The 12154-nt window shown below is 61.2% G+C and carries 9 protein-coding genes; 5 read left to right on the top strand and 4 right to left on the bottom strand.

Features of this window, described 5'->3' with window-relative positions:
- Positions 1–52: 52 nt before the first annotated feature.
- Together fdxA and mutS are read right to left on the bottom strand one after the other, a co-directional pair.
- Entirely contained in the window at positions 53–376 is a 324-nt protein-coding gene (gene fdxA, locus AAEZ08_RS09635; protein WP_003285709.1) for a ferredoxin FdxA, read from the bottom strand.
- 121 nt (positions 377–497) lie between these two features.
- Entirely contained in the window at positions 498–3077 is a 2580-nt protein-coding gene (gene mutS / locus AAEZ08_RS09630; RefSeq protein WP_500124158.1) for a DNA mismatch repair protein MutS, read from the bottom strand.
- A 486-nt stretch (positions 3078–3563) separates the two neighbouring features.
- Here mutS and AAEZ08_RS09625 point away from each other — a divergent pair, with 486 nt between their 5' ends.
- From AAEZ08_RS09625 to recX, 4 genes are all read left to right on the top strand, one after another.
- The gene (locus AAEZ08_RS09625; protein ID WP_003285713.1) at positions 3564–4676 is read left to right on the top strand and encodes an acyltransferase family protein; all 1113 of its coding nucleotides are present in this window, start codon (positions 3564–3566) and stop codon (positions 4674–4676) included.
- A 106-nt stretch (positions 4677–4782) separates the two neighbouring features.
- Positions 4783–5280, top strand: a complete 498-nt coding sequence (locus AAEZ08_RS09620) for a CinA family protein (RefSeq protein WP_003285714.1) — start codon at positions 4783–4785, stop codon at positions 5278–5280.
- A gap of 83 nt (positions 5281–5363) precedes the next feature.
- The gene (recA, locus tag AAEZ08_RS09615; protein WP_003285715.1) at positions 5364–6407 is read left to right on the top strand and encodes a recombinase RecA; all 1044 of its coding nucleotides are present in this window, start codon (positions 5364–5366) and stop codon (positions 6405–6407) included.
- Between the two features lie 5 nt (positions 6408–6412).
- Positions 6413–6880, top strand: coding sequence for a recombination regulator RecX (gene recX, locus AAEZ08_RS09610; RefSeq protein WP_003285717.1), 468 nt, complete (start codon positions 6413–6415; stop codon positions 6878–6880).
- Positions 6881–6965: 85 nt separating this feature from the next.
- On the opposite strand, the gene AAEZ08_RS09605 is transcribed toward recX, so the two are convergent.
- A complete protein-coding gene (locus AAEZ08_RS09605; protein ID WP_003285719.1) occupies positions 6966–8057 on the bottom strand; it encodes an LOG family protein in 1092 nt (363 codons plus the stop codon).
- 116 nt (positions 8058–8173) lie between these two features.
- A complete protein-coding gene (locus AAEZ08_RS09600; protein ID WP_500124157.1) occupies positions 8174–9583 on the bottom strand; it encodes an MBL fold metallo-hydrolase RNA specificity domain-containing protein in 1410 nt (469 codons plus the stop codon).
- 132 nt (positions 9584–9715) lie between these two features.
- On the opposite strand from AAEZ08_RS09600, the gene AAEZ08_RS09595 reads away from it, so the two are divergent.
- Positions 9716–12130 (top strand): phosphoketolase family protein, encoded by a 2415-nt coding sequence (locus AAEZ08_RS09595; RefSeq protein ID WP_500124156.1) that lies wholly within the window; start codon positions 9716–9718, stop codon positions 12128–12130.
- Positions 12131–12154 lie beyond the last annotated feature (24 nt).

The raw sequence follows: 12154 nt of genomic DNA, 5'->3' as shown, positions 1-12154 counted from the left end.
TAAAAATGCCCGCAGCGATGCGGGCATTTTTTTGTCTGGATTCGGCTAAGAACTAGCGCTCCAGGTACTGCAGCTTGTCCTTGACGCCATCCCACTCCTCGGCATCGGCCAGGGCATCTTTCTTCTCGGTGATGTTCGGCCAGACTTCCGCCAGATCAGCGTTGAGCTCGATGAACTCCTGCTGATCCTCCGGTACCTCATCTTCGGAGAAGATCGCCTGAGCCGGGCACTCCGGCTCGCACAGTGCGCAGTCGATGCACTCGTCCGGGTGAATCACCAGAAAGTTCGGGCCTTCGTAGAAGCAGTCCACCGGGCAGACTTCCACGCAATCGGTGTATTTGCACTTGATGCAGTTGTCGGTGACGACGAAGGTCATGTCTAGCTATCTCCTCAGGCGTGTCAGGTAGGCGTTACGGTGACGCCCCTGTGAGTAGGCGGCACAGGCAAATGCCGCTTATCAAAAAAATGCGCGCGATTCTAGCAGCTTTCGCGGCGTATCAAATGCGAGTTTTCAAGCTGTATAGCAGTTCCAGCGCTTGACGCGGCGTTACATCATCGGGATTGATCCGCCCCAATTCCTCTAGCACCGGATGTGGCAGGCTGGCGAACATGTCGCTCTGCATGGGTGGTGCAGGCTGGCCGGGCGTTATTCTCGGTGCTTCGTGGGACAGGCTGGTGGTTTCCAGGCGCGACAGATGGTCGCGCGCGCGCTGGATGACTTCGCCCGGCACGCCGGCCAGCTGTGCCACCGCCAGGCCGTAGCTCTGGCTCGCCGGCCCCGGCAGTACGTGGTGCAGGAAGACGATGCGCTCGTTGTGCTCAGTAGCAGAAAGGTGGACGTTGGCCACCACTGGCTCGCTTTCTGGCAATACGGTCAGCTCGAAGTAATGAGTGGCGAACAGGGTAAACGCACGCAGTTTGGCGAGGTGCTCGGCGGCAGCCCAGGCCAGCGAAAGGCCATCGAAGGTACTGGTGCCGCGGCCCACTTCGTCCATCAGCACCAGGCTGCGATCGCTGGCGTTGTGCAGGATGTTGGCAGTTTCGCTCATTTCCACCATGAACGTGGAGCGACCGCCGGCCAGATCGTCCGAGGAGCCAATACGGGTGAAGATGCGATCCACCAACGACAGCTCGCAAGCCGCAGCCGGGACGAAGCTGCCGATCTGTGCCAGCAGCACGATCAGCGCGGTCTGGCGCATATAGGTCGATTTACCGCCCATGTTCGGCCCGGTGATCACCAGCATGCGGGTTGCGTCGTCGAGACCCAGATCGTTGGCCACGAAAGGTGTCTCCAATACCTGCTCGACGACTGGATGGCGACCCTGCTCGATGCGCATGCACGGTTGCTCGACGAAACGCGGGCGATTCAGGTCGAGATTGAGCGCGCGCTCGGCGAGGTTGCTCAGCACGTCCAGCTCGGCCAGGGCGGCGGCACTCTCCTGCAGCGGTGCCAGGTGGCCGATGAGCATTTCCAGCAGCTCGTCGTAGAGCAGCTTCTCGCGGGCGAGGGCGCGGCTCTTGGCCGACAATGCCTTGTCCTCGAACTCCTTCAGCTCAGGGGTAATGAAGCGCTCGGCGCCCTTGAGCGTCTGCCGGCGGATGTAGTCGGCCGGCGCGGATTCTGCCTGTCTGCTCGGTAGTTCGATGAAGTAGCCGTGCACACGGTTGTAGCCGACCTTGAGGTTGGCCAGGCCGGTGCGGGCCTTCTCGCGGGTTTCCAGGTCCATCAGGTACTGGCCGGCGTTCTCCGAGAGGGACTGCAGCTCGTCCAGCTCGGGGTCGTAGCCGGTCTTCAGTACGCCGCCGTCGCGGATCACCGCCGGCGGGTTGTCGATGATGGCGCGGGCCAGCAGTTCGGCCAACTCCGGGTAGGTGCTGATGCTTGTCGCCAGTTCCAGCAGATGCGGCGCCACCAGATCCTGCATGCCGGCCTGCAGCTGCGGTAACGCGGCGAGGGCGTCGCGCAGGCGCGCCAGATCGCGCGGGCGGGCGTTGCGCAGACCGATCCGGGCGAGGATGCGTTCCAGGTCGCCGATGTCCTTGAGCTGCGGCTGCAGCTGCTCGAAACGGTAGTGTTCGAGCAGGCAGGTGATCGAGTCTTGGCGCGCTTCGAGAATCTCGCGGTTGCGCAGCGGGCGGTTCAGCCAGCGGGTCAGGAGCCGCGAGCCCATGGCGGTCTGGCAGCGATCCATGACCGATTGCAGCGTGTTGTCGCGGCCACCAGAAAGGTTGACGTCCAGCTCCAGATTGCGCCGACTGGCGCCGTCGAGGATCACCGTGTCGTCGAGCCGCTCGTGGCGCAGGCTGCGCAGGTGGGGCAGGGCGGTGCGCTGGGTTTCCTTGGCATAGGCGAGCAGGCAGCCGGCGGCGCCGATGGCCAGCGTCAGGCTCTCGCAGCCGAAGCCCTTGAGGTCCTGGGTGGAGAACTGCTGGCAGAGGCTCTTGAATGCCGAATCGCGATCGAAATCCCAGGGCGCGCGACGGCGCACTCCGCGGCGCTTTTCCAGCGGCAGGCCCTGCGGCCAGTCGTCGGGAATCAACAATTCCGCCGGGCTCAGGCGCTCCAGTTCGGCGAGCAGGGTTTCCCAGCCCTTGAGTTCCTGCACGCTGAAGCGTCCGCTGGCGATGTCCAGCACCGACAGACCGAACAGGCGCTCATCGCCGACTACTGCGGCCAGCAGGTTGTCGCGGCGCTCATCGAGTAGCGCTTCGTCGCTCACCGTACCGGGGGTGATGATGCGCACCACCTGGCGTTCCACCGGCCCCTTGCTGGTGGCCGGGTCGCCGATCTGCTCGCAGATCACCACCGATTCGCCCAGCTTGACCAGTCGTGCCAGATAGCCTTCGGCAGAATGGAAAGGAATCCCGGCCATGGGGATTGCCGTGCCCGCCGACTGTCCGCGCGCAGTCAGGGTAATGTCGAGCAGCGCGGCGGCCTTCTTGGCGTCGTCGTAGAACAGCTCGTAGAAGTCGCCCATGCGATAGAACATCAGCTGGTCTGGATGCTCGCGCTTGAGTCTCCAGTATTGCTGCATCATGGGCGTATGTGCGGAAAGGTCGGCGTTGGGCTTGGTCATCGGCTTGCGTGCGGCTCGTTGATGGGCGAAAGAACCCCCACGGTGCGTTCAGGTTGCCGGCGTTGGGAGGCCGTCTGACGACGCGAGGATTCCCGCTAAAAGCCGGTAAGGTTAACACGGGGCTGTAGCGATCAGCAGGCCGCAGCCACCTTGTGGTGGCGGGGCGCGTGTCATCTGTCGGCCCAGCGAAGGAATGCGTTGACAAGCGAACCGGTGCTGTCGATAACTCTGGCCTGTCGACGGGCTGCCGGCACGCCATGCGCGTGACCTGCGATCTGCCTCTCGATTCCTCCGATCTCTCAAGTACCCAGGGCCATTCGGCATCTGTCGCGGTAGCTTGCCTGATCGTCGCTCTTGTCTCGCCATGGTTCTGGCCACCACACCGGCGGCCGATGAACAGCGAGCGCTAGTGTTTAACCCCCTCGCGTCAGTTCCCCTGCAGTAACTCTGGCGACCTTTCCCTTTTGGCCAAAGTGAGCAGCAGCCATGTCCCGACTATTCGGACTCGATGCCCTGCGCGGCGTAGCGGCATTGTGCGTCGCATATTCCCATTTGATCGCAAAAATGAAGCGTGACGGCCATTTCGATGGTCTGACTGGCGATCTGTTTCTTGTCAGCAAGGCGGTATTGGATGTCGGCAAGACCAGCGTGCTGGTGCTGTTCGCGCTCAGCGGCTACTTCGTCGTAGCAGCGTTATACAAAAGCCGTGGCAGGTATGAACGGCCTATCGCGGCCTTCGTCTATCAGCGCTTTTTCAGGCTGTTTCCCTTGTACTGGCTGTCGCTGTTTCTCGGGGTGCTGTTCCCCTGGGACGATCCGGGAAAGGTCTTCACCCCGACCGTCATCGCCATCAATGCGACGATGCTGCAAGGCTTCGTGTTCGTTGAAAACGTGATTGGGCTTTACTGGACACTGCAGATCGAGATCACTTTCTACGTTCTCTGCATCCTGATCTTCGCGCTGCGTCTCGGTGGTTCGGCAAAAAGGGATCTGCTGTTTCTGCTGGTGCAGTATCTGTTTACGCTGTCATTGGCCTTTATGCGCTACAAGCTGGAGATCAAACTGCCGGTGGCCTTGCCGTTGATGCTGAGCGTATGTTTTCTCGGCGCGCTGTGGAAGTCGACAGACAATGGTCGGGCACCCGATACAGGGCGTTACGCGCACTTCGCGGTTGGCCTGTTCTATCTGTTCCTGCTGCCGATTTGCGTGCTCGCCTACTCACGTGACACGGGGTTCGGCGAAACCTGGTACCGCTACTTTGTGAGTTATGCCGTCGGCGTCGCCGTTTTTCTCGCCGCCACGCGCATCACTGGCGAGAAGCTCCGCTGGATCGCACCGCTTGGTGGGATTGGCTATATCGTTTTCCTTTCTCATCCTTCGGTATTCGCGATCGCCGAGTGGCTGGGCTTCGGTGCAGGTGATCTGGTTATCCCGGGGCCGCTTTACATCGCGGCAATGCTGATAGTGCTGACGCTGTTCGGCTTCTTCGTGAAGCGCACCCTGGCCGACCCCATCCAGCGCTATGGCGACGCCGTGGTTAGCCGTCGCGGACGGCGTGTTGGTGAGCGTGCCGTCGTGCCGATCCGTCAGGATGCCTGAGCGGGCTGGGGTAAATGCCGCTCGGCAGTCACGGCTGAGGTGGGCTGAACTACTCGACTCGCTGGTGTAGGGTACGGGGCTTTCTTTCAGATTGTACGGAGCGCAGATGAATCTCACTGAACTGGCTGCGCAGCTAGGCAAAGCGTTGCAACGGCATGGCGCGCAGGTCTGCACTGCCGAATCCTGTACCGGTGGTGGTATCGCCGAGGCGATTACCCGTATCGCCGGTAGCTCGGCGTGGTTCGAGGCGGGATATATCACCTATTCCAATGCGCAGAAGACCCGTCAGCTAGGTGTGCCCGCCGAGTTGTTCGAGCAAGTTGGCGCCGTCAGCATCGAGGTTGTACAAGCAATGGCCCGCGGCGCACAGCAGAACAGTGGGGCGCGTTTCGCCGTGGCGGTCAGCGGCGTTGCGGGGCCCGGTGGAGGATCTGAGGAAAAGCCGGTCGGTACGGTATGGATCGCCTGGGCCGATGGCGTTCAGGTGCATGCCGAGCGCTATTTATTTGCCGGTGATCGCCACGCCGTGCGCGAGCAGACGATAGCGGCTGCGTTGCAAGGCCTGATCGCACTGGCGGTCGGAGAAAAACCGGTTCGGGGCTAGGCGAGCAAATTTGCCTATGTTCTAATACTGGCTACTTATACAGTTGTTGTGGCCTCCGGCCCTCTTGATCAAGTGAGGATTTGATGGACGAGAACAAGAAGCGCGCCTTGGCTGCAGCCCTGGGCCAGATCGAAAAGCAGTTCGGCAAGGGTGCAGTGATGCGCATGGGCGATCATGATCGCCAGGCCATTCCGGCCATCTCCACCGGCTCGCTGGGCCTGGATATCGCGCTTGGCATCGGCGGCTTGCCGAAGGGCCGTATCGTCGAGATCTATGGTCCCGAGTCGTCCGGTAAGACCACGCTGACCCTGTCGGTAATCGCTGAAGCGCAGAAAATGGGTGCCACCTGTGCCTTCGTCGATGCCGAGCACGCGTTGGACCCGGATTACGCCGGCAAGCTGGGCGTGAATGTCGATGATCTGCTGGTTTCACAACCGGATACCGGTGAGCAGGCGCTGGAAATCACCGATATGCTGGTGCGCTCCAATGCGGTGGATGTGATCATCGTCGACTCCGTGGCCGCGCTGGTGCCCAAGGCCGAAATCGAAGGCGAGATGGGCGATACGCACGTCGGCCTGCAGGCGCGTCTGATGTCCCAGGCGCTGCGCAAGATCACCGGTAACATCAAGAACGCCAACTGCCTGGTCATATTCATCAACCAGATCCGCATGAAGATCGGTGTGATGTTCGGCAGCCCTGAAACCACCACCGGCGGTAATGCGCTGAAGTTCTACGCATCGGTTCGTCTAGACATCCGCCGTACCGGCGCGGTGAAGGAAGGCGACGAAGTGGTCGGCAGCGAAACCCGCGTCAAAGTTGTGAAAAACAAGGTGGCGCCGCCGTTCCGTCAGGCTGAGTTCCAGATCCTCTATGGCAAGGGCATCTACCGCAATGGCGAGGTCATCGATCTCGGCGTGCAGCAGGGCCTGGTCGAGAAATCTGGCGCCTGGTATGCCTACAAGGGCAACAAGATCGGTCAGGGCAAGGCCAATGCCGCCAAGTATCTGGAAGACAATCCGGAAATTGGCCGCGAGATCGAGCAGCAGATTCGCGACAAGCTGCTCGTGGTTTCTGGCGGTAGCAAGGCGAACGTGGTCACTGAAGACCTGGCTGACGCCGACCTCTGATCCATATGGCTGCCGTGCTCGATAACCCCGTCGCGGTGCGACGGGTAGCCATGGACCTGCTAGCCCGACGCGAACATGGTCGCGTCGAGCTGACTCGCAAGTTGCGCCAGCGTGGCGCTCCGCCTGACCTTATCGAACCGGCCCTGGATCGCCTCTGCGAGCAGGGTCTGTTGTCCGAATCCCGCTATCTCGAGAGCTATGTCAGAAGCCGCGCCAACGCTGGCTACGGGCCTTTGCGCATCCGCGAAGAACTTAGCCAGCGTGGGTTGCCGAAGGCGGATATCGAGCAGGCGCTGCGTGACAGCGGGTTCGATTGGGCGGAGCAGTTGCGTGATCTCTGGCAACGCAAGTTCGCTGGCCAGATACCGGCAGATGCTCGGGAACGGGCGAAGCAGGGGCGTTTTCTCAGTTATCGGGGTTATTCGCTGGAAATGATCAGCCGGTTGTTACGCGGTGGTGGCTCAGACGACTGAGTTCATCGCCGGCTACAGTGCTGCTGTTGCCTGTGGGTGAGAACAGCGGCCGGTGCTGCGCAACGGCCTGATGTAGTCAGCGTGGTCAATCCTCATTTGCCAGCGGTCTTGCCCAGTTTGCCGGCTCGTTGACATAGTCGGTGAGCTCCCTCAGACGACCGTGGTCACGACCATTGAACACGAAACTCAGCCGCGGCAGGCGCTGAAGCTCGGGTTCATCAAGCTCCGACTCGCAGCAGTTTTGTTGCTCGAACAGGCCTTTCAGGCACAGATCGGTGAATTCCTCGTTTAGATACTCCATCGCCTGGGCGTTCAGTGCATGGTTCATGCGCAGGACGAAACGATCTTTTAGCCAGCGGCTGGAGTGGAAATTGCGATAGAAGTTGGCAATCTCCTTCGCGGCCTCATCGGCGTTATCTACCAGGCGCATCAGTCGCATATCGCTGGGCAGGATGTAGCGATTCTCTTCCAACTGCCCACGCATGAACTGCAGTGCATCTTTCCAGTAGCTGCCTCCAGGTTCGTCGAGCAGCACTACCGGAACCAGCGGGCTCTTGCCTGTCTGGATCAAGGTCAGTACTTCCAGTGCCTCATCCAGGGTGCCGAAGCCGCCAGGGCATAGCACCAGCGCATCCGCCTCCTTGATGAAGAACAGCTTGCGAACGAAGAAGAAGTGGAATGACAGCAGGTTGTCGGTACCTCCGACCGTTGGGTTGGGGTGTTGCTCGAAGGGGAGGGTGATGTTCAGCCCTAGGCTGTTGTCGCGCCCGGCACCTTCGTGAGCGGCCGCCATGATGCCGCCGCCAGCACCGGTGATAACCATGAAGTTGTATTGCGCGAGCGTGGTACCGAGCTGGCGGGCCAGTGCATACAGCGGATGTTCGACCGGCGTGCGTGCGGAGCCGAATACCGTAACCTTGCGGCGACGCTTGAACTGGTCAAGACGACTGAACGCATGCTCCATCTCACGCATGGTCTGAAGCAGGATTTTTGCATCCCAGCGACTGCGATCGGCCTGGGCCATACGTAAAACGGTTACCAGCATTTCGCGGTACAGCGGCAGGTTGGGGCTGGTCTCGGGGACAACCATGGCGGCCAGTTCGTCGATCTTGCTTTCCAGCTCGGCGCCGCTGGTCTTGAAGTGTCGCGACAGGTAGTCATCCGAATCAAAGGACATACAACATCTCCATGTATGGGCGTCGCGTTCAGGCTATAGGCTGAGGCCAGTGCGCTCAAGCCGGATCAAGGACGAGGGTGACAGCCGAAGCCCTGAAGGGCTTCGGTTGCGCATATTCACAGGGCGATTCGATCACCCGCCTCGGGTATATGGGCTTCCCAGTTGAGGCGGTCGCGCAGCGCTTGTTGCAGCACTCGCATCTTTTCAACCTCACCGTGAACCAGGTAAAGCTCGGGGCGATTTTCGAAGTTGCTCACCCAGTCGATCAACTGGGATTGTCCGGCGTGCGCGGAGAAGCCGCCCAGGGTATGCACTTTTGCATTCACGGCAATACGCTGGTGCAGCAGCTTGACGCTGTCGGCGCCGTCGACGATGACGCGGCCAAGTGTGCCGCGGGCCTGGAAGCCGGGGATTACCAGGTGGCACTCCTCGCGCCAGAGGTTGTGCTTGAAGTGGTGCAGAATTCGCCCGCCAGTGCACATGCCACTGCCGGCGATGATGATCACGCCGCTTTTGAAACGGTTGATCGCCATTGACTCTTCAGGTGTCGGCGTGGATTTGAGGATCGGCAGCCAGCGTTCGGCATACAGCTTCCCGCTGGTCGCGCTCAGTGCCGGATCGATGCCGTCGAGATCCAGCTGGTCTTTGTAGTGCGAATAGACGGCGTTGGCGCGGATGGCCATTGGGCTGTCGAGGAAGACCGCCTGTTGCGGGAGACGGCCTTCACGATAGAAGCGTCCGAGGTAGTAGATCAGGTCCTGAGTACGGCCGACGGCGAAGGAGGGCATCAGTACGTTCCCACCGTCGCGGTGGGCCTGTTGCAGGATGCCGGCCAGCTCTTCGATGGTGTCTTCGTGGCTGCGGTGGTCGCGGTCACCGTAGGTGGACTCCATTAGCACCACGTCGGCTTCTTTGAGCACCGTTGGCGGGTGCATCAACGGCGAGCAGTCGTTACCGAGATCGCCTGAGAAAACCACGCGGCGTGTTCTGCCATGGTCTTGCACGTCCAGTTGCACGATGGACGAGCCGAGGATGTGGCCTGCGTCGTGGAAGCTCACCGCTACACCCGGAGCGACTTCGAACGTCTCGCTGTAGGGGTGAGGTGCACGCTGGCTCAACATGCGTTCGGCGTCGACGCGCGTATAGAGTGGCTGGATCATCGGTTTGCCGATACGCGCGCGCCACTTGTTCTCCCATTCAGCATCCTTTTCCTGGATGTTCGCCGAGTCCAGCAACATGAGTTCAAGCAACTCGGCCGTCGCTTCGGTGCAGTGCACCTTGCCGCGGTAGCCCTGCGCGACCAGACGCGGCAGCAGACCGCTGTGGTCGATATGCGCATGGGACAGGACCACCGCATCCAGCGTTTTGGGATCAAAGGGGAATGTGCCGCGATTTCCGCTTTCCTCCTCTCGACGACCCTGGTGCATACCGCATTCAAGCAGAACCCTTACGCCGTCATGGGTCTCTATGAGGTAGCAAGAACCTGTTACCTGTTGAATGGCGCCGAGAAAACTGAGCAAAGCCATATTGCCTTCCTGTCTGTACGATGATGTCCACATTGCCCGCTCGGCTGCCATGACGACTTGATACATATCAGAGATAGCAACCCGAGCCCTGCCTAGACTACCGCACAACCCGCTTACCTACGGAGTGATCCCATGAGTCAGCTATTGCCCAGCCTTGTCGAGCTGGATCAACACGCGCAAGCCGAACCGGAATTTGCCACCTGGCGTGGTGGTTACGGGCCATTCGAGCATGCGCTGGAGACCCAGGCGGCGGTATTCCGTCTGGCTCATCAGCTGGTGCAAGCAGGTCATCAGCCAGATCTGGCTAGCGTGTACCGGCTACTGCAAGCGGTCGACCGTGTCGCCAGCGCCGGCCTCTGGCTGGTTGTTCATATGACGTATGCGCGGCAGGTGCATTTGGATGGTGCGCCGCTGGCGGCGGACGACTTCAAGCGCAACCCCGAAGGACATACCGGTGGAGCCCTGAACATGGTGCCGGCCTATGCCGGCTATATGGCTCTCAACGCTCTTACCGGCCGCACTCGGGCCTGGCTGATGGGGCAGGGCCACTGCGTGGCCGCTGTCGACGCGCTAAATCTGCTGACCGGCAATCTGCACCCGGAGCAAGCGCAGGCCTATGGTGGTGGCGAGGCGGGTATGAATCGCTTGCTGCAGGACTTTTACGGCTACCAACAGGCGGCTGATGGCAGTCCGCTCGCGCCGTTGGGCAGTCATGTCAATCCGCACACTGCTGGTGGCATCGCCGAAGGTGGTTATCTGGGGTTCGCCGAGCTGCAATATGCTCATATGCCGCTACCGGGGGAGACGCTGGTTGCCTTTCTTTCCGATGGCGCTGCGGAGGAGCAGCGCGGCAGTGATTGGATACCGCGCTGGTGGCGTGCCGAAGATTGCGGCGTAGCGCTGCCGGTGATGATCGCCAACGGGCGGCGAATTGAACAGCGCACCGCCCTTGGCACCGAGCAGGGGCTGGAGGATTTTCGTCAGCATTTAAGTCAGTGCGGTTTCGATCCGATGCCGTTCGATGGCCGCGATCCTGCTGCATTCGTCACCACGCTATGGGAAATGGAGCTGCGTCTTGAGCGGCGAGTGGAGGAGAAGGCGCGCGGTATTCTCAACTACCCACTGCCGATGCCTTACGGTATCGCCGAGACAGTCAAGGGCTTCGGCTTCTACGGAGCAGGTAGCAACGCTGCGCATAACCTGCCCCTGCCGGGGAATCCGAGCGTGGATGAAGTGTCACGCGACTTGTTCAATGAGCACGCGGCGCGTCTGTTCGTACCTCAGCAGGAGCTAAGCGCTTCGCTGGACCTGTTCGCCCGTAGCCGTCAGGGGCGACTGCTGGAACGTGACAATCCGCTGGCACTGCGCCGGCCTCCGGCACCGACCATGCCGAAGCTCAATTACCGCGACGACGTCTGCTCGCCGATGGCGGCAGTCGACCGTTTCTTCGTTGAGCTTACCGAGGCCAATCCCTCGCTGCGGCCCCGGGTGGGTAACCCCGACGAGCTGGCTAGCAATCGCCTGGGCGGTGTGCTCAAGGCGCTCAAACATCGCGTGATCGAGCCGGAAAGCGAACTGGAGGCAGTGGACGGCGCGATCATTACCGCCCTCAATGAAGAGGCTGTGGTTTCCGCTTGCCTCGCCAATCAGGGCGGGCTGAACCTGGTGGCCAGTTACGAGGCTTTCTGCGTGAAGATGCTCGGCGTGGTGCGCCAGAGCATCATCTTTTCCCGGCAGCAAAAGGAGATTGGCAGGCCTGCCGGCTGGCTCGGCTGGCCGCTGATCGCCACATCGCACACCTGGGAGAACGGCAAGAACCAGCAGTCCCACCAGGACACTACGTTCTGCGAGGCGCTGCTCGGTGAAATGAACGACATGGTTCGGGTGCTATTTCCGGCTGATCACAACAGCACACTGGCGCTGCTGCCAACGATCTATCAGGCGCGCGGCGAGCTGGCGTGCCTGGTCATGCCCAAGCGTGATCGGCCGTGTTATTTCGATCGAGCTCAGGCCGAGCAGCTGGCGCGTGACGGCGCCATCGTGGTCGACGAGCACCCAGGTAACGAGCCATTGCTGTTGATCGCCAATGGGAGCTATCAGATGGGCGAGATGCTCCGCGCAGCCAAGCGACTCAGGGAGGCCGAGTGCGCCTATCGCTTGGTCTATCTTCAGGAGCCGGGGTGTTTCCGCGGGCCGCGCGATCATTGGGAAGTCGAGGCGCGTGCCAGCGAGGGCGTCGCGGAGAGGTTATTCCCGGACTCGATGGACATGCGCGTGCTGCTCACGCATATGCGGCCGGAAGTTGCTCGTGGCCATCTCTGGCCGATCCTGCCGGATGCCCGCAAATGCTCGGCACTCGGTTATCGCAACCGTGGCGGGACGCTGGATGAGTTCGGCATGCAGTTCGCCAATCGCGCTAGCTGGGCCAATGTGCTTGCAGCCTGCGCGCGCTTGCGCAACGTGCCGCGTACGGCCCTGCTGACTCGGGACGAGGCGGCCGCGGTGGCGGGTAAGGGCGATCCGCAGATCTTGCGAGGAAACGACTAGAGAGGTGAGCCCGGCGGGAGTCCG

Origin of the sequence: Pseudomonas sp. E45-MNA-CIBAN-0222 (assembly GCF_040310405.1) — a bacterium.
Lineage (GTDB): Bacteria > Pseudomonadota > Gammaproteobacteria > Pseudomonadales > Pseudomonadaceae > Stutzerimonas > Stutzerimonas stutzeri_AC.
Note: the sequence above shows the minus strand (reverse complement) of the source record. Positions and strands in the feature narration are given on the sequence as shown.

What these genes read in the sequence shown, in the direction of transcription:
- fdxA (WP_003285709.1), bottom strand. Translation starts at nt 376, where the DNA reads ATGACCTTCGTCGTCACCGACAACTGCATCAAGTGCAAATACACCGAT.
- mutS (WP_500124158.1), bottom strand. Translation starts at nt 3,077, where the DNA reads ATGACCAAGCCCAACGCCGACCTTTCCGCACATACGCCCATGATGCAG.
- AAEZ08_RS09625 (WP_003285713.1), top strand. Translation starts at nt 3,564, where the DNA reads ATGTCCCGACTATTCGGACTCGATGCCCTGCGCGGCGTAGCGGCATTG.
- AAEZ08_RS09620 (WP_003285714.1), top strand. Translation starts at nt 4,783, where the DNA reads ATGAATCTCACTGAACTGGCTGCGCAGCTAGGCAAAGCGTTGCAACGG.
- recA (WP_003285715.1), top strand. Translation starts at nt 5,364, where the DNA reads ATGGACGAGAACAAGAAGCGCGCCTTGGCTGCAGCCCTGGGCCAGATC.
- recX (WP_003285717.1), top strand. Translation starts at nt 6,413, where the DNA reads ATGGCTGCCGTGCTCGATAACCCCGTCGCGGTGCGACGGGTAGCCATG.
- AAEZ08_RS09605 (WP_003285719.1), bottom strand. Translation starts at nt 8,057, where the DNA reads ATGTCCTTTGATTCGGATGACTACCTGTCGCGACACTTCAAGACCAGC.
- AAEZ08_RS09600 (WP_500124157.1), bottom strand. Translation starts at nt 9,583, where the DNA reads ATGGCTTTGCTCAGTTTTCTCGGCGCCATTCAACAGGTAACAGGTTCT.
- AAEZ08_RS09595 (WP_500124156.1), top strand. Translation starts at nt 9,716, where the DNA reads ATGAGTCAGCTATTGCCCAGCCTTGTCGAGCTGGATCAACACGCGCAA.